Genomic DNA, 20,219 nt, shown 5'->3' with positions numbered 1-20,219 from the left:
GGGTAGCGAAGGGATGGCGGGCATAAAAGCCACCAATGTTAGAAGCAACCCTTAGCCAGACTGGGAGCTACCCGAACGGAGGCTGAGGGAGTGCGAAAAGGGTGACAGGGTGGAGCGCAGACCCTGAAGCGCAGCGGAAGGGGCAAGCGGAAGCCTGGCGACCTTTTTGCCGACTGAGGCCGCAGTGAGACCTTCATCCAGCCATTGTCTGTTTTGATCCTGATAGGCGCCTACGTATGCCTGGCCTATATTTGGCATTTTGTTATCACAGCCTTTGAATAGGTAACAGCTTCAAAGAAGTAGGACGCCCGCTGATAGAATTCATCATAGTCTGCTGCCCGTTGGGACGAATCGGTCATTACTAAAACGTAGTCCCACCTTCAATCCGGCCAATGCTTATTATTGGTAATCCATTTCATCAAATAATAAACCAGTGGATGCAGCACTTGGCAACTCTCCTGTCATCTCTACCTTAAAGGAGGAATTCAATTCCTGCTGTTCATGGTTACCGGTATCATGTGTTATTATAGTTGCTGTTGGCAAGCTGCTATCATAAATAATAATACTAGGTATAAACTTATTCTCTTCATGTCGCTATAGTTATGTATTACAAGGTGAAATGAAACACAGTTTTTATTTTACCGGTTCAATGTCCGGCACCACCCAATTTTTGTTAAAGAATGGTTCCAGCGGACTATAGAGACGCAACAGCACAAACCAGCCTTTTCCAGGAACTGTTTGAATCCAATTGCCATCTGACACGTTTGCAGGTTTGCGCGGTGAAAAGTAAATTGTGTAAGTTCCATCTGCTTGTTTTTGCGCAGCTGGTGTGGGGTAGTTCTGACTACCAGCACGCGGGAAATGCTGTTCGGTTTGTAACATGGACCTAGTTTGATTATCATAAAGTGTCAATGACCAGAATTTTGCTGCGGGTATATTAGCAGGTAGTACTAATTTATAGGTATCAGCACCATCAAAGGCTTGCCCGGCTGCATCGAAAAAAGCACCCAGATATTGTGAGCCAATGTTCGTCAGGCGCATACACATGGCGGGAGTTATACCGGTGGCAGCATAAAACATGGCAATTCTTGCATTGAGTTTTCTTGCTCCATCATCAGGGTACTGCTCTATGCCCTGTTTTGTTACTTCAGGTGGTGGCCTAAGAAACTCATAACCGCCAATAAACAGGGGATTCACCCAATGACTATTGTCGCCATAATAATTGAAACCTTCTGATGTTCTGGGCCTGAAGGAGATCGTCCGGCTGATCGCATTCCCCATAGTTACGGAACGCTCCAATACTTTGCGGGTATTAGCATCTGGTTGAAATGTTTTTCCTTTGACAATGCCAATAGCAGCAAAGTGACCAGCAATTTCCGGTTCCAGTGCAGCAACTGGTTGGTTCTGTACGGCGTCGTTCAACATGGTGAAAAAGGAAAAATCGGCAGGAGGAATTGTATTTATACTTTTCCCGCTACCTTCTACAAACCGTAATGCAGGAGGAGTTGCATTGGCGCCCAATTTGGCGGTACCATTCAGAAAAGCACCAATACTGGTTCCCAATCCGCCGGGAACATAGGGATATATCTTTAAATGCTCTTTTACATTTTTATCCGCAGGTTCCGGATCATCATTTTCAAGAAAAGCCCTGCCCAATACTCCTACCTGGTTAGTTCTGCTATGACATACGAAATAGCCGCCTTCGGGTAACTGTCCTTTATAATCCGGAGGAATAATCAGGAACTTCCCTCCCTGGCCCCTGTCTGGCCCTGGCAGACCAAAATCAATAACCCAGCGCCACCACATATCATCTATTACCCCAAGTGTGTTCGGTGGCGTTTCAACCACCATAGGACCTTTGGATAAATCCACATAGGTCCAGAAGTAATACGTATCTGCATTGGCTGTAAGAAATAGTGAACTCGCATCCATTAATTTGGAAAAGACCAACACATCATTATCCTTCACTCCAAAATCATGAAACCCTTGCCTGATTGCCCATTGAGATACAACAGCATAGCCGTTTACAAAGGCATCTACTCCATGTAAATAATCTGATTCCTCATAAATCCGCTGTGCAGATGAGGCGTCCGGGATACCATCCTTAAATACCAGGTCTCCTACGGAGGTTTTCACTTTGGGTGGAGTAGAAATGGAATTAATATGCGTTGCACTGATTTGCGCTACGCTTCGGAGGATTGATAGAATCAACAACAGAAAAATATAAGCCGATCTGAGAGAGAAAATAAATCGCATAAACCTAATTAGTTATGAATTATCAAATCATTCAACTTAGTTTGTTTATGCAAGGAAAAGGAAGTAATATCATTAACAACAAAAACCAGGATTAAATGTTTATTAATCGTGCTCCTTGAAGAAGATTCGTTTGCCTAAAGCGCTAGTGCAAACAATATATAATTTTTACAATTCCCTCTTACTACTGTCGAATTCACCCTTTCACCTTACGCTCTTTTTCACAAATGAGAATTAAATTGGGTGTTACAGTTAAAGAAATGAACTTTTTCAGCATTGGGGTGTTTCATCTCCAAACCGGTAAAAAATATCATTAAATGCTATAAAGTTGAATGTTTCGATGACTATGCTTAGTATGAGCGGCCTTTATAGGCCGCTTTATTTTTGGATCGATGTGCTGATAAGGTCTGAAAGTCCCTTTACAACTATGATTACTGTCTGTTGATTAGCGGATGTTCTTCTTCCGAATAACCGGCACCGCTTATACAGGGGTTACTCCTCATCTATTCTAACCTCAACCCTTCTGTTCTGCTGATGTTCTGCCTCTGTACATATTACCCCATTCACACAGCGGTTTACCGGATTACTTTCCCCATATCCCACTGCCTTAATTCTCGTCGGGGATATTCCTTTACTCTCCAGCCAGGAGGCTGCCGCTCCGGCACGCTTCTCAGAAAGTACCTGATTATAGATATTACTGCCACGGCAGTCGGTGTATGCGCCCAGTTGGACACGGATAGCAGGTTGCTGCTTCATAATAGTCGCAAGCCTGCTTAAACCAATAGTGGCATCCGGACGGATATTCCATTTATCAAAATCAAAGTAAATGTCTTCCAATATCCATTTTTCCGGCAAAGGAACGACTACCTTTTGAACGATGACTACTGGCTTATCAGGTAAAGTCTCTTTCTGCGATAACGGTGGCCGGTAGTTTTCCAATGTCAGAGAATATAAATCGTCACTGCCTTTACCCCCTGTCCTATCTGACGAAAGATAACCGATACTATCTGTAAATACAGCCGCAAAATCATCCTGTGGACTGTTTACAGGATATCCCATATTTACAGGCATAGATACCGCATTACCGAAATCCGCTACCTTATAAATGTCCAGTCCTCCCATGCCGACCCGTCCGTTGCTGCTAAAATAAAGATGGCCACGTGTGCTGATAAAAGGAAATCTTTCATCACCTGTGCTGTTGATGCTGTCCCCCATATTCACGGCATTTCCCCATGTATTGTCCGCCTGTTTATCTGCATAATAGATATCTGTTCCTCCCAAACCGCCAGGCATATCAGAAACAAAATATAATCGGCGACCGTCCTCAGTAAGAAAGGGGTCTCCTACCGAATATTTCAGCGGATTATTGTATTTAAAATTGGCAGGGAACGTCCAACTGCTGTCAGCTACACGGTAAATACTACTGAATATTTCCATATTCACCGTATAGGGCTGATCCTTCTTTAAAAAACTGTTTTTCCCTTTTATGTCTCTTGTACTGGTAAAAAATAAAACATCTCCATTGAGAGATAAATATAATCCACCGGAGTGATAACCACTGTTGATATTTTTATCTGGTAAGATATTTACGCTATTGCTATCAGCCGGATTTCCGGTAAATAACTGAAGATACGGCCTGCCAGTCCACCCTGAAGTATGCAAACTTATATCGTTATGGTTATACCAGCGGATAAGGGTTGTATAGCCATTACTGGGATGCGCCCTGTCGGATGAGAACATGACATGATTATTTTTATAAGGGAAAGCGCCCCATTCTGCGGCCGCTGTATTAAACGCGCTGAGTGGTTGCAGCCTGGCATCCACCGGGTGAGCCATCCACCAGGCGGCGGAATCACAGGAGGCATACCAACGCGACAACAATGGTGCAGGCAGTGAATCAGCATACTTGTGAAGCGCCTGCCGTACGCTGTCGTATTTCCCATTATACATCTGCTCATTAATAAACTGACGGATGTCATCTGCGATATAACCTGGCAAATTCAGTGTTTGGTCATACCATCGGGCAGCCTGCTCATGATTACGCATCGATGCATATACCGTTGCCAAACCACGTGCAGCACGCGAGGAAGGCTTATTCCTGTAAGCCTTCTCATACAAGGGTATTGCCTCATTGAAACGATAAACAGCTGCCGCTTTCTCTGCTTCCTTTAGAACATACTGCGCCTGTAACGACAGGCTGCCCATTATCAGGCAAGTACAAAATATATTTCTCATCATTATCATCACCTTAAACTATTTAGAAATACCGGGGTGTTAACATCTTCCCTTTCCGGCTACCAAAGAAGTAGCCCACTGATATTTCATGGGTAGAATAATTGAAGTCTCCTATCCTGTTTAATGGAAGATCATATGCATATCCCAGCCTGATTTTATCTGCGATAAAAAATTCTGCCATAGCCACAAATGCCGCCGGTTTCGTAAGTGACCTGTCCAGGTACGACTTATCGTACAAACGTACTGCTGTGCGGTAAGAAGCCCCCAGCCAGAGCTTCTCAACAAAAAGCGCAAAGAGGTTAAGATCAAGACTGGTAGGGCCGGCCAGATCATCTCTCAATAAAAAAGAAGGTTTAAGCTGTATTACTTCCGATACCGGTAACAACATGCCAGCGGTAGCATACCAATGCATTTTCTTATCAGGAAGATAGTGTTCAGGATCCTGTTTATTTTTTACATATTGTACTACCAGGTTATCTACAGAAACCCCTGCATAGAAGCGATCAGAACTATAAAAAATACCAGCCTTTACATCAGGCGCCAGTACCGTCTTTTTGCGATACATCAGTGATGGATCTATAACCGTTTCCGGATCAAATTTAGACCCATCCAATCTGTACTGAATAAAACCCAGACCGATACCAATAGCCAGCCGGTTGTCTTTTTCAAGGTCGCCCACCGGAATACGATATGAATAACTGCCATAGGCAGAAGTGTTGCTTTCAGCACCTAGCTGATCACTCATTACCTGGAAAGCCAGTCCAACCCTTGCATTGTTGGCACTGGCATCAATGGCCGCCGACATCGTGCGGGGAGCACCCGGGAAATTCCGCCACTGATCCCGGTAAAAGGCATGCACGTTTAACTGTTCCCTATAGCCTGCATATGCCGGGTTAATGTAAATGCCATTAAACATATATTGACTAAAAAGTACGTCCTGCTGCGCCCGAAGCGCTTTCGTGTACAATAGCAGAACGATAAAAATAATCATCTTTTTCATAGTCATTTGATTTAACGCAAGACAGTAATATATCCTTTAAGCGATTGCACTTTACCATTGCTGTCTGTTACTTTCAGTACATAGAAGTAAGTGCCTTCATTAAGCCCGTGCGCATCCCAGTCATTACCATAGTTCTGTTTTTCATAAACCATATTACCCCAGCGGTTAAAGATGCTGACTTCATTTTGCGGATACGATTCTAATCCGATGATCCTCCATTTATCATTTGCACCATCTCCATTAGGCGTAATAATATTGGGTATCCGGAGTCCAAGTAATTCTTTGATATCAGTAGAGGTATTATTAGATAGATCTGTATCCTCATCGGTTGTGCTCACCTTTGCCGTATTGCGTACTTCACCTGAACTAAGCGCCTTCACTGTAATGCGAATATCCTGCTGCGCCCCTGCCTCCATTTGAGGTAAACTCCAGGTGAACACACGTGTAGCACTATTATAGCTGGCACCGGCGCCGCTGGTGCTTACATACTCCAGTTGCTCAGGCAGTGTGTCAGTGAGTATTACATTATGAGCGATATCCGGCCCATGGTTCATAATAGTGATAGTATAATCAAAAGTTTCTCCCCCGGCTACCTGTCTTGATTCAGACACTTTCTTCACTGCCACATCCACTTTATTTTCAGCCGGTGCACTTACTGTTATGTGTACAGAACGTGCATCAGCAGGACTGCTCTCGCACACACCCGAGCCTGCTACGGTTACATAGAAAGTGGTGTCGGCAGTTAATGGCGGGGTAGTGAACCGGGGGCCTGTAAATACGAGGTGTGTGAGCGTTGCGTCACTATACCAGCGGAATACCGGGTTGCTAACGGAATTGCTGGAGGCGGTAAGCACGGCAGCGGTATTATAAGTGACAGTAACATCATTGGTAATAATATCCGTCAGGCCTGCCCCTGGGTTTACAGTGATGGTAAATGTCTGTATTGTGCCATCGCACCCATTTAGTACAGGCGTCACCGTTATTACACCCGTTATAGGGGCATTGCTATTGTTAATAGCGGTAAACGTAGCAATATTACCATTTCCTGATGCCGGCAGACCAATAGCCGGATTGCTGTTGGTCCAGCGATAGGCCACACCGGATACCTGGCTGCTGAAAGCAGGCAGGGTTACCAAAGTCCGGTTACATATTGCGGTATCTGCCGGTTTGTCCATGGTAGCCGGTGGAGATACAATAATATCAAAATTGACTGACTTACCTGCACAACCGTTGCCGGCTGGTACTACCGTAATCATAGCCTGCGTGATTGCGTTATTGTTATTGGTGGCTACAAAGGCCGGGATATTTCCTACTCCTGCAGGCGCCAGCCCTATGAATGGATTGTCGTTGGTCCAGGAGTAGTTGCTGCTGTCGGCTCCCATGCTGAAAACAACAGGCTGTGTAAGTGTATTGCTACATACACTTTGATTTCCAGGTGTAGCCATCGTTGATACAGGATTCACTACAATTGTGAATATTTGTGATTCGCCATTGCAGCCATTAGCAGATGGAGTAACCCTGATATTTGCTGTTACTGGTCCCGTAGTATTGTTGCTGGCAGTAAAGGCAGCAATATCTCCACTACCACTGGACGCCAGGCCGATGGCCGGATTGTCATTAACCCAACTGAACAAGGCGCCGGCTACGTTGCTTTTAAAAGTAATAGCAGCAGCTTTATTTCCGGCACATAATTCCAGATCCTGTGGCCGCTGTACATATACCTGTGGATAGACAGAAATTGTAAATTCCTGCGGCAAACCACTACAGCCATTCAATACAGGTGTTACTATAACCCTTTCAACGAGTGTGGTATCGCTGTTATTAAACGCCTGGAAGGCAGGGATATCCCCGGTACCGGCAGTAATAATACCATTTGTTGGTGTGGCTGAATTCCACTGGTACACAGTACCATTCACTGGTCCGCTAAAATGGATACTGTTTACAGTGCCACCGCTGCACACCGCCTGCGATGCTACCTTAGCCACCAACGGTGTAGGATTCACGGTAATCCTGAATACCTTACCGGCTCCGCTACAGCCATTGGCTGCCGGCGTTACGGTAATGGTAGCCGTGATCGCCCCGTTAGTAGTATTCACCGCTCTGAAGGCTGCTATATTGCCTTTGCCGGTTGCGGGCAATCCTATTTCCGGATGATCATTCGTCCAGCTGTATTCCGTTTGTGTTACCGTGCTGGTGAACAATACAGGCGGCAGGCTGTCGCCATTGCACACGGTTTGTACTGCTGGTGCCGGTATGGTTACATCGGGTACCGGACTTACTGTGATGATGAACATTTGTTCCTGTGACGTACACTGATCCGGTGTAGTAGCCACTACAGTAATGGTATCCCTGATAATTGAATCCGTATTATTTATTGCTGTAAATGCAGGCAGGTTGCCCGTGCCGCTCGCAGGTAAACCAATGGAGGCGGTATTTGTCCACCTGAACGTAGTGTTGTTTACATTACTGCCGAATGCTGCGGGTGTCAATTTTTCATTGCTACAAGCAGATATGCTGGCAGGTACCGTAATCATCGCCGTAGGATTGACAGTAATAGTGAACCTGCTGGCAGGGCCTTCACAGCCGTTATAATTGAGCCGTACCAGGATAGTAGCGACTATTGGCGCATTGGTAGTGTTAACTGCGGCAAACGGTGAAATATAACCTATACCGCTGGCAGCGAGACCAATTTCCGGATGATCGTTCGTCCAGCTGAAGAAGATCGCGTCCTGCTCCCTTGCTGCAAAGTCTTTCCGGGTAACGGTATCTCCATTGCAGACCACTGCATTGCCAGGCACCACTACTCCCGGAGTAGGACTAACCGTCAGGGTTAAACGTTGTGGTGTACCCGGACAACCATTGGCTACCGGTGTAACCGTAATAATGGCCTCCAGCACAGAGTCGGTAGTATTCTTTGCCAGGAATGCAGGAATGTCGCCGCTACCGCTGGCCGCCAAACCTATTTCCGGATGGTCATTCGTCCAGCTATACGTAGCGCCTGTTACATTACCTTCGAAATGCATGGGTATAGTCATCACATTATTACAGAGCCCCTGATTTTCCGGCACAATTACCCGTGGTACAGGATTCACGGTAATGGTGAAAGTGCCGGAAGTACCCGGACAACCATTGCTGACCGGCGTTACAGTAACTGTTGCCGTTACCGGCACATCTAAAGTATCCACCGCAGTAAAATCCGGAATATTACCTACCCCGCTGCCGCCTAATCCGATTTCCGGATGGTCATTCGTCCAGGTAAAAATGGTACTGTCTGCATTACTGCTGAAATTCAGACCTGAGATCTGACCTCCTGCACAAACCACTTTATTTACTGGTACTGTTACCACAGCTGTAGGATTCACGGTAATGGTAAAGGTCATTGCCGGACCGTCACAACCGCTCATCACCGGTGTTACTATAATGGTAGCTACTACCGGCTGACCGGTAATATTGTTAGCGGCAAAGGCAGTAATATTACCTGAACCACTTGCCGGCAGCCCTATTTCAGGATGATTGTTTGTCCAGTTGTAGACCGTGCCATTGAGACTGCCGCTGAAGGTTACCGCCTGCGTCGTACTGCCGTTGCAAACCACCTGACTGAAAGGTAACTGCATCTGCGGTTGCGGATACACGGTAATAGTAAACACTTGAACGCTACCGTTACAAGCGCCTCCATCCGGTATTACCGTAATGTTAGCTACAATCGCTGTATCAGTATTGTTTTGCGCAGTAAAGGCAGCAATATCGCCGGTACCACTACCAGCCAAACCTATTTCCGGATGGTCATTGCTCCAGCGGAATACGGTACCGCTTACACTACCCGTGAAAGTAATTGCAGCCGTGTTTTTGTTGTGACAAACTACCTGGTTAGCCGGCTTGCTTACATCCGGTGTTGGCAGTACTTTGATGGTATATTTTTTAGAGATGCCATCGCAACCTGCCTGATGAGGTGTAATCGTAATCACAGCACTATCGGTTGTACTGCCATTGTTAACTGCTTTAAACCGCGGAATATTTCCTATACCTGCAGCGGGTAATCCTATAGCAGGATTACTGTTAGTCCAGGTGAATGTTTCAGTAGCCGTATGTGCGTTACTGGTACGCACCAACGAAAGTAATACAGCAGGTAATGTATCGCCATTACATGCCTGTTGATCCACCGGCTGATTGACTTCCGGTGTTGGATTTACGGTGATGACAAACCGTATGGCAGCCCCTTCACAACCACCTATAAATGGCACTACCGTGAAAGTATCCACCACTGGAACCGTCGTATTATTCACTGCCGTAAAGGCCGGAATATTGCCAGTGCCACTAGCTGCCACGCCTATCTCAGGATGACCATGACTCCAGGCAAAGGCAGATGCCGGTGTAGCACCTGTAAAGGTGATTTTTTCAATGGCAGCGCCGTTGCATACTTCCTGCGATGCCGGCGCTGTTACCTGCGGTATTGGTTGTACACTGATAGTAAAGGTTGCCGCTGCACCACGACAATCACCCAACACCGGTGTTACCGTAATGGTGGCCGTAATCGCGGTGGTTGTAGTATTCGTCACTACTATACCATTGATATCGCCGGTATCTGCAGCTGGTATTCCTATTTCAGGATGATCATTGGTCCATTCAAAACGGGTACCTGGTACGTTACTGCCGAAAGCGGCTGTTACGCTGCTGTTATTGCAAACGGTATCGTTGCCGGGAACGGTTACTACCGGTACCGGGTACACGGTAATCGTAAATGTTCCCACTGTACCGCTAACGCCGTCCGACACTGGTGTTACGCTGATGGTAGCCACTATCGGTGCATTGGTTGTATTTACTGCGGTAAATGCACTGATGTTACCGCTTCCTGTGGCGGCCAGTCCTATTTCCGGATGGTCATTACTCCAGTTATAAGTGGTACCGCTCGCAGCACCGCTGAAGACTGCCGGCGCAGTAGTGGATCCGGTACACAGCTCTTGATTACCCGGCACCACTACACTGGGTACTGGCCGCACGGTAATCGCAAATGTTAATATCGTATCCGAACAATTATTCGCCGTGGCCCTTACACGGATATTGGCGACGATTGGTTGCGCAGTAGTATTGCGGGCGGTAAAGGATGCAATATTACCGTTGCCGGTAGCAGGCAATCCTATTTCCGGATGGTCGTTAGTCCAGCTGAAAGTAACGCCTGCCGGCGAACCGGAGAAGTTAACAGCTGCGGTGACGGCACCACTATCTACCGTTTGACTGGCAGGCTGATTCATTGTCACCGCCGGATTCACAGTGACCGGTATCGTGGCAGGTGTACCGGCACAACCATTACCTACAGGCGTTACCGTTATAATGCCAGTAATAGGCGCTGAAGTATTATTGGTGGCCTGGAATGGCGGTATATTTCCGGTACCGCTGGCAGCGAGGCCGATAGCAGGATTATTGTTGGTCCAATTAAATACGGTGCCAGGTTCGGTGCCGGTAAAAACAACAGGATCTGTACCCGCGCCCGCACAAAGGGTTTGCGCAGTATTAGCCGCTACATCCGGCGTTGGATGTACCGTTATCAGGAAGCTACCGGTGACTCCCGGACAACCGTCCACATTGGTGGTTACCCGTATGTTTGCCTGTGTAGTGGAGGCGCCGGTGTTCACAGCTGTGAAGGCCGGGATATTGCCTGTACCGCTGGCCGCCAAACCAATAGCAGTGTTGTCATTGGTCCAGCTGAAGGTAGCGCCTGGAACATCACTGCCAAAGGTGACAGCATTCACAGTGCTGTTATTACATGCCACTATATTATCCGGTATGGTGATACCGGCGGTTGGCGCTACGGTAATCGTAAATGTTTCCGGACTACCACTACAACCGTTATTAACCGGGGTTACTGTAATGGTGGCTACAATTGACGCGGCACCGCCATTAACAGCGGTAAATCCGGGTATATCCCCCACACCGCTGGCAGCGAGGCCAATAGCCGGATTACTGTTCGTCCAGGTAAACGTGGCACCAGCCACGTTACTGCTGAAAGCAGGGACATTTGCACTAGCCCCATTGCAGAATTGTTGGTTGGCAGGCACTGTTACCTCTGCTATCGGATCTACTGTAATAGTAAAGGTTTGGGAGATACCATTACATCCGTTTGCACTTGGCGTCACCGTGATATTAGCCACCAGTGTAGTATTACCATTGTTCACCGCAGTGAACGATGGTATACTACCGGTACCTGAAGCCGCCAGTCCTATGCCGGGGTTGTCGTTGGTCCAGTTGTACACCGGTACACCTGCAGGGAGCGAACTGCTCACGGCGCTGCTGAAAGCAATAGCCGGTACTGTTGCGCCACTGCATACTTTTCTGTCGGCAGGATCTGCTACTATCGGTAACGGATCTACGGCAATCGTAAAAGTAACCGGCGCCCCTGTGCAACCATTCGCAGATGGCGTTACGGTGATCTGTGCCGTTACTGTTGAAGTCGTGTTATTCTGCGCAGTAAAAGCCGGAATGTCACCGGTACCGCTGGCAGCTAATCCGATACTGGCATGGTCGTTGGTCCAGCTGAAAGTAGTACCGGTTACACCGCCGTTAAAGGTTACTGCACTCACCGTGCTGTTATCGCAAACAGGTATATTGGCCGGTTGTGTCACTACCGGTTCAGGGTTGACAGTAATGGTCAATGTTTTCGATGTACCCGGACAACCGTGTAACACCGGGGTGACAACAATACTGGCAATAACAGGTGTATTAGTAGTATTCACCGGAACAAAAGCGGCAATATCTCCATTACCGCTGGCAGCCAGGCCTATTTCGGGATGATCGTTCGTCCAGTTAAATACCGTTCCAGGCACATCTGTGTCAAAGTCGGCACTTACACTGTTACCGTTACATACAGTAATATTTGCGGGTACCGTTACCACCGGTGAAGGATATACGCTGATGGTAAATGTTTCAGGTACACCCGGAACGCCGAGGGTAACAGGTACCACTGTAATACTGGCTACTGCCGTTGTTTTACCATTATTTACAGCCGTGAAAGCGGCAATATCGCCATTGCCACTCGCGGCTAGGCCAATAGCCGGATTAGTATTTGTCCAGGAGAAAGTTGTAGCCGGCGGGAACCCCGTAAAGATAACCGCCTGGGTTTGCGCACCGTTACATACCTCCTGGTTATCCGGGGCCACCACGCCTGGTGTAGGTTCTACTGTGATGGTAAAGGTTACCGGTTCCCCTTCACAACCATTCGCATGGGGCGTAACAGTAACCGTAGCCACTATAGCCTGGCCGGTATTATTGATACCTGTAAAGGCTGCAATATTGCCACTGCCACTGGCAGCCAAACCGATATCCGGACGGTCATTCGTCCAGTCGAAAGTCATGCCTGCTGCTGTACCACTGAAGGTAACGCCGGTGGTAGCAGTTCCGTTTACTATATTTTGACTGGCCGGTGTAGTCATGCTAACAGCAGGATTCACCGTAATATTACCTGTAACCGGCGCGCCGGCGCATCCATTTAATACAGGCGTTACCGTTATTACTGCTACGGCTGGTGTTGTACCCGTATTTACCGCAGGGAACCCGTCGATATTTCCGGTACCGCCGGCAGCCAGCCCAATGGAAGTGTTACTGTTTGTCCAGTTAAACAATGTGCCGGCATTGCCGGTGAAAGTAATGTTACCTGTTGGAGCGCCTGCACAAACTGCCTGTGGAGTTCCCGTAATACCGGCAACAGGCGTTGGGTTCACGGTGATGGTCATTTCACCCGCTGCGCCTGCACAACCATTCATACCTGCTGTAATGTGAAGCGTGGCTATAATCGGGCTGCTGCCACTATTGGAAGCGGTGAAGGCAGGAATATTACCGGTACCGCTGGCGGCCAAACCTATTTCAGGATGATCGTTGGTCCAGCTGTAAACGGCGCCGGAAGTACCGCTTCCAAAGGCAATGGCCGTAGTGGATGCGCCGCTGCATAATTCCTGTGACGGAGGAATAATAAGAGACGCATCCGGAGAAACAAGGATCGTAAATATTTTCGGTGTACCTGTGCAGCCGTTTCTCACAGGCGTTACAGTTATCGTTGCCGTAATTACTCCATTGGTATTGTTTACCGGTATAAATGCCGGTATATTACCGGTACCGCTGGCGGCAAGGCCAATTTCCGGGTGGTCGTTGATCCAGTTGAACAGTGTGCCGCTTACCAGGCTGGTGAAATTCAATGTCGTACTGGTGTCTCCGTTACAGAACGACTGATTAGCCGGTACTGTTACATCCGGTGTTGGATCTACCGTAATAGTGAATGTTTGCGGAGTACCGCTGCAGCTACCGTTTTGCGGCGTTACTGTGATGGTAGCTACCACTGGTGTTGTGCCGGTGTTAACAGCAGTGAACGATGGTATACTACCGGTACCGCTGGCAGCGAGACCAATAGCAGGTGTATTATTCGTCCAGCTGTAATTATTTGCAGCGTGCGGCAGAGAGCTGCTGACGCCAGCAGCAAAGGCCACCGGTGTTGTAGCAGCACCATTACACACGGTTTGACTCGCAGGCCTGGCTACGGTTGGTGACGGTTCCACCACAATCGTATAGGATTTGGCAGCGCCCGGACAACCACCGGCATCCGGCACTACCGTAATGGTAGCCGTGATAGGTGTAGCCGTATTGTTTACCGCAACAAAGGAAGGAATATCGCCTGTTCCTCCTGCAGCCAGCCCAATTTCAGGATGATTGTTTGTCCAGCTGTAAACTGTACCGGTAACAGTGCTGCCGGGTATTCCTGCTGGTACCGTATTGCCGTTACAGTAAGCCGTGTTAGCTGGTACCGTTATAACCGGTAACGGATGTATAGTATACTGAATCGTTTGTGCCTGCCCAACGCATCCTTTATAATCTGCCCTGAAGGTGATATTTGCTACGATGGCAGCGTTGGTATTGTTTTGGGCATTGAAGCGGATAAAGCCCTCTCCTGCTGCCGGCAGTCCGATTTCAGGATGATCATTCGTCCACCTGATCACTGCTCCAGGCACATTCGAAGTAAGCGGGTTATCGACCCAATCACCGGCACACACATCCTTAGAACCATCTCCCGAAACTACAGGTATTGGATTTACAGTAATGGTAAAAATCACCGGCGCCCCTGCTACACCCTGGAAAACCGGTGTTACCGTAATGCTGGCTACAATGGGCGTATTTGTGGTATTGACCGCCGTGAATGCAGCGATATTTCCTGTGCCATTGGCAGCGAGACCTATTTCAGGATGATCATTGGTCCATGTATATTCTCCATTTACGCCATAAGTACCATCAAAAATCACTTCCTGCGTTATTTCCTGCGCACATAATTCCTGGTTTCCGGGTACATATACCATTGGCAATGGCAATACGGTCACAATCATTTCTACCGGGTCCCCATCACAACCATTGGCATGCGGAGTAACGGTGATAACGGCTTTGACAGGTGATCCTGTGTGATTAAATAATGGCATTGCCGGAATGTTGCCGGTACCGGAAGGTGGTAGCCCGATATCAGGACGGTTATTTGTCCAGGTGTAGGTGGCATTTGCAGGAGCGCCGGTAAAGTTAATGGGCAGCATCATGCTTTCACTGATCACCGTCTGTTCCGGCTGTGGGCTTACCTGCACTTTCGGATTCACCGTAATAGATGCGGTAACCGGTGCACTGACGCAACCATTTAGTTCAGCCCTTGCCGTTATAACCGCTGTAATAGGCGCATTGGTGTTGTTCACGGGGGTAAAGGCGCTGATATCACCCCTGCCGCTGGCCGGCAGACCTATTTCAGGATGATCGTTGGTCCAGGATAAAGAGGCATTTGCTAAATTGATGCTAAAATCTATTCCCGTAGTGGATTTACCAGCACAAGTATTCTGTGTTGGCGTATTTACCTGTACCACCGGCGTAGGGTCAACAACCAACACCATATCGGCAGTACTACCTCTACAGTAGCCGATACTGGCGGTCACTGTTATAATGGCGAATACTGACTCTGTGCCGGTATTGATAGCCGTAAAAGGAGGAATCGATCCTATACCGCTTGCCGGTAAGCCGATGCCCGGGTTACTATTGACCCACTCATACATTACATCTTCCGGTGTGGTACTATGGAACTCAATGGGGTCTATCATGCTACCATTACACACCATTTGATTATAAGGCATAATCACATCCGGCCGGGCGCCAATTGGCAGTTCAAAGGTGGTAGTCGGGCCGGTACATCCCCTAAAGGAAGGTGTGATCATAATACGGCCTATATCCGATACTGGCTGGTTATAGACGGTAAAAGGCGGAATATCGCCTGTACCATCCGGAGGTAAAGTAGAAAAAGCGTGATCTGTTTTCCAGGCGAAGGTGCTGCCCTGAACGTCTGATTCCATTGGACTCACATTTATCAATTGACCACCACATGCTCCCGGCGGCAAATTAATATTCACCGTTTCCGGTACAGGATTCACGGTGATGGTCATTGTTTTCATAACTGAATTACCACAGGCATCATTGGCATACACGTTGATAGTGGACACCATCGGTCTACTGGTAAGGTTAGTTGCGGTGAATGAAGGAAGATTGCCAGTGCCTGATGCAGGTAATCCAGTTCTGGGGTCGTTGTTCGTCCAGGTTACATTTGAGGAACTAAACGGCTCCGGCGTTACCAGGCTGCCCACACATGCCTCGAGTGATTGCAAATCATTGAGCTGCGCAGCGGGATTAATAGTGATCGTAAACTGATGTACCGGACCCACACAGCCGGATACGCCGGCAAGACCAGATGATACATCGATAGTTGCCTTTATAGGTGCACCCGTGTTATTTACCGCAGCAAATGGTGGGATGTCACCCACCCCATCTGCCGGCAGGCCAATTTCCGGATGATCATTATGCCACTTAACATAAGCGCCATTAGCTGTAAGCTGTAAGGGTGACACAGATACATTGCCCCCTGCGCAGGTAATGATATCATTGGGCGGTATTACATCCGGGAAGGGTTGTACTTTAATATTAAAAGTTTTAGCATCCCCTATGCAACGTCCTGTATCCATAGCAGGCAATGCGGTAATTGTAGCTGTTACGGCATCCCGCGTATTATTCATGGCATTGAAGGCGGGCAGGTTATTAAAGCCATTCGCAGGGAGACCTACTTCAGGATGATCATTAGTCCACCTGACAGTTACCGCCACATTATTCTTCTGAAATGCGGGCGCCTGATACGGTTCACCGGAACAGATCTCTGCATTTGCAGGAACCGTAACCTTCGGTACCGGGTAAATCACCACTGGCTTGGTAACGGTAAGAGAGCTATTACATCCGTTTACCACTGCCCAGGAAGTAACGCTTACATTCCAGATATTATCAGTAGTATTAGTACCGGTAAAAGAAGGAATATCACCATAGCCATTGGCAGGAACTCCATTAGAAGCGCCACTGTACCAACGGATATCCACTGTTCCCGCATTTGCATCTGCATCTGTTGTGAGGTGTGTAATGGGTGCCGTTTCACCATTACACAATTCCGGGAAAGAAAGCCCCAGTACATTGACATCTGGATTCACGTTTACTGTAACCGCCTGTGAATTGGTACAGCCGTTAGCTGCTATTGTAAATATATACCGCACCGTTTGTATCGCACGGGTGGTATTGATCAACTGTTCATTCGGGTTGCCTGTTCCACTGGCAGCTGGATTGCTGATACCGGCTACGGCTTCCCTTGTCCAGCTAAACGTGGCGCCGGTTGCATTGCTTACAGGGCTATAACTGAATTTCTGCCGGTTGCAAATAGCTTGCGGGGTGAGAGACGAAGTCAGTACAGGTAAAGGTGACACAACCAGGTTGACAATGAAATCACTGCCACATCCGTCAGCTGTTTCCAGATGGTAGACATATGTTACGCTAACCGGGTTACTGGTTGTATTGATCAGCGTTTCATTTACCGGACCGCTGCCATTGGCGGTGGGGTTACTGATACCTGCGACCGCGGCGCGGGTCCAGGTAATTGCAGTCACCGGTATATCTGTTTCCGGGTTAAAGCTGAAGGGCGTTCCACTACAAACCACGTTACCGCTAAGGTCACCCATCAAAGTGGCTGACTGATATATTTTTACAGTCACCGGGGCAGTTACCGTACAGCCGTTTGCGTTAGTAGCTACGATATAATATATACCAGGCACACCCACTTTCGATGGATCAGGAACCGGGTTGGCGCCTGCTGCATCCATGAAGTATTCCAATGAGCTGAATCCACTGCTACCGGCAACTACGGCCGGTGCGGTGAGGTCGGCAGTTTCCGGTGTGCATAGCGGTTCAGGGTCTGTGATATTTAAGTCCGGAGCCGGTACTGCCACTATCGGCAGAGTATCCTGCAACACGCAACCAGCGGAAGAATAAGCACGAAGGATATAATTACCGTTGTTTGAAGTATTAAAATGTGGTATCCGGATCACCAGCGAGTCGCGTATTGTGGAATCCCGTGGGATATTCCATCTCAGGGAATCAAGCGGTCCCACTGGAGCCGCAGTAAGACTAACGCTGTCGCCCACACATACATAGGAAGTATCCCCGGTTGTTTGGCGGATGCCAAAAGGCTTAATCAGAGAGGCCCCCGCGCCATCCACTACTTTTACCTGTTGAGAGGAAGTGGCACTACAGCCATCTATTACCTGCACCGTATAATTGCCTGCCGGCAGATTGTTAAACACATTGGAAGATTGCCATGCACCAGTACCATAGTTGGTAATGCGGTACTGGAAGGGACCGAAACCATTAACCACTATAACCATTCTACCTGTAGCTGAACCAGGACATACAAGGCCATAAGTTTTATTCATATCAAATACCGGCGCACCATAATTTGGCACCTCTACAGTATACTGGCTAACAGGTGTACAGGCATTACCATCTCCATACCTCGGCACTAACCCGACGGTATAAGTTCTGCCGGAAGTGATATTATTCAGGACTGTAGTATTATACACCGGTGAACTAGCACCCATTATCTTCAACGCATAATAATCCATCGGAAGCGTAGAAGATGGTGTAGAATAGGTCTTACCAAGTGTATCTTTTACCTGAATTCTGAAATTAAGATTAACTAGTCCGGAGCTACAACCTGTAACCGGAATGGTTATCCAGGCAGAATCAATTTTCGGCGAATTTACGGGGATCTGCGTTTTGATAGGTATGTTAGTGGTAACTGTTCTGCAGGGAAAAATAGTTTGTACAACGGCCGTACCTCCATTCACCGGAAGCCCTGTCCACGCGGTGACATAAGATGACACCTGGCTATTATAGGTCAGGTCCGGGAATTTCGATAAATCTGTTACCCCGGGGTAAGACACCAGGTGTAGCTTTACGGGAAAGGGCCCCTGGGCTTTGATATTGTAAAACTGGATTGAACCTGTAATTGAATCGCAACCTACATAACTGTTGCTGAAAGAAAGGTCGTTAGGGTTACCGGCAATAACAGTCACCTCCTGTGAGATGACATTATTTTTTCCGTCAGTGAGCGTAACAACATAAGTTCCCGAAGCAGCGGGATAGGCCGACTGATAAGCAAGCCCCCTGTTAGTCAGGGTAGTATCAAAAATATAGCTACCTGGAGTGGCCTTATTAGCCACCGTAATATGTACCGGATAACAATAAAACGGAGAGGAACTACCCGGGCTCAATGTCGGAAAATTCAATTGTATCACCGGATATACGGAATCACAGTTATTAACCGCAACATAATTAGTGGATATTTTCGCACTGAGTCCGGAAACAGGAATATTCACCGTAGTCGTTTGCCACAAACCTGTACACGGATGCTGTATCCATAATTTATACTGCTTTCCCTGTAATTGATCAGGGGCTACATAAGGCAGCGGCACCTGTGTACCAGAGCCGGTAATGGTATCTGTAAAATTACCGGAACCTGCCGGATACTCCATATACCACCGCAATTGCCCAACACTGTTTACTACAGCAAGACTTGCTGTAGTACCACAGTTTGTGCTCTGATTCAAAGTAAAATTAACAGGATTGCTTCCCAGGACTGCTATCAGATTTGCAGGATATGCACTCGCATTACCATTTACCGTCACGCTATTTGTAACAGCTGTATTTCCACAGGCATCTGCCACCTGCACAACGTAACTTCCCGAAGAAAGTCCGGTAATAGGAGTTGATTTATTATTGGTGATGATGGGTGCAGGAATTGTAGGCCCCGAAATAACCGTTATAGTATATGGCGCCACTCCATAATTGAAATAAATATCTAAAATACCCGCGCTATTACTGGCCGTACACAAATAAGGCAAAGGAGTGCGGTTGCTGGCGCTTGTGATCGCCATTGGTACATACGTACTTTTCAATACTACTTTATTACTCAATATTGGTACGGTACCATTATTTGCATCATACACCGCCACTTGATAAGTACCCGCCTGGAGATTATTAAATACACTATCCGACTGCGACAGTCTGATCACAGCGCCTGTAGTGCCATTGCGCAGTTCAAATGCAATGGGAGCAACAGCTTTTACGGTATGCGTGGCTATGCTGCCATTACCGGAGCAGGTAGCATCCGTGGCAGTTGCCGTAACAACAAGCTGCGCGACTCCCTGCACCGCAATCAATTGTAAACAAACAAAAAATAACACAATCAGGATAGTAAATATTCGCCTCATCTGTGATTTTGATTTTGAGGGTGACTGAGGGCGATTGCGAGATGTTGCTGCTTAGGAATGCGGGTATTACATGATTTAAAAGGCCCTTATGA

Annotated in this window: 5 protein-coding genes; all 5 read right to left on the bottom strand. The window is 47.6% G+C overall.

What is annotated here, in order from left to right; translation table 11 throughout:
• Nucleotides 1-51 precede the first annotated feature (51 nt).
• Complete coding sequence (locus tag ACLHR0_RS21280) at nt 52-258, bottom strand: hypothetical protein (protein ID WP_436489316.1); 207 nt, start codon at nt 256-258, stop codon at nt 52-54.
• Between the two features lie 375 nt (nt 259-633).
• On the bottom strand, nt 634-2,214 hold the full coding sequence (locus ACLHR0_RS21275) for a DUF1254 domain-containing protein (protein ID WP_436489314.1): 1,581 nt from the start codon (nt 2,212-2,214) through the stop codon (nt 634-636).
• Nucleotides 2,215-2,745: 531 nt separating this feature from the next.
• Entirely contained in the window at nt 2,746-4,491 is a 1,746-nt protein-coding gene (locus ACLHR0_RS21270) for an OmpA family protein (protein ID WP_436489313.1), read from the bottom strand.
• Between the two features lie 19 nt (nt 4,492-4,510).
• Complete coding sequence (locus ACLHR0_RS21265; protein WP_436489311.1) at nt 4,511-5,488, bottom strand: PorP/SprF family type IX secretion system membrane protein; 978 nt, start codon at nt 5,486-5,488, stop codon at nt 4,511-4,513.
• An 11-nt stretch (nt 5,489-5,499) separates the two neighbouring features.
• Nucleotides 5,500-20,127: a PKD-like domain-containing protein gene (locus ACLHR0_RS21260; RefSeq protein ID WP_436489309.1), complete on the bottom strand. Its 14,628-nt coding sequence runs from the start codon at nt 20,125-20,127 to the stop codon at nt 5,500-5,502.
• Between the last annotated feature and the right edge of the window lie 92 nt (nt 20,128-20,219).

It is taken from the genome of Chitinophaga sp. ARDCPP14, assembly GCF_051362515.1.
In the GTDB taxonomy this organism is placed as follows: Bacteria; Bacteroidota; Bacteroidia; order Chitinophagales; family Chitinophagaceae; genus Chitinophaga.
The sequence above is the reverse complement of the archived record's forward strand: the minus strand, read 5'-3'. Positions and strand labels throughout refer to the sequence as shown.

Bases quoted from the DNA above. Each gene is read 5' to 3' on its own strand.
- ACLHR0_RS21280 (WP_436489316.1), bottom strand. From the start codon at position 258: ATGCCAAATATAGGCCAGGCATACGTAGGCGCCTATCAGGATCAAAAC.
- ACLHR0_RS21270 (WP_436489313.1), bottom strand. From the start codon at position 4,491: ATGATGAGAAATATATTTTGTACTTGCCTGATAATGGGCAGCCTGTCG.
- ACLHR0_RS21265 (WP_436489311.1), bottom strand. From the start codon at position 5,488: ATGAAAAAGATGATTATTTTTATCGTTCTGCTATTGTACACGAAAGCG.
- ACLHR0_RS21260 (WP_436489309.1), bottom strand. From the start codon at position 20,127: ATGAGGCGAATATTTACTATCCTGATTGTGTTATTTTTTGTTTGTTTA.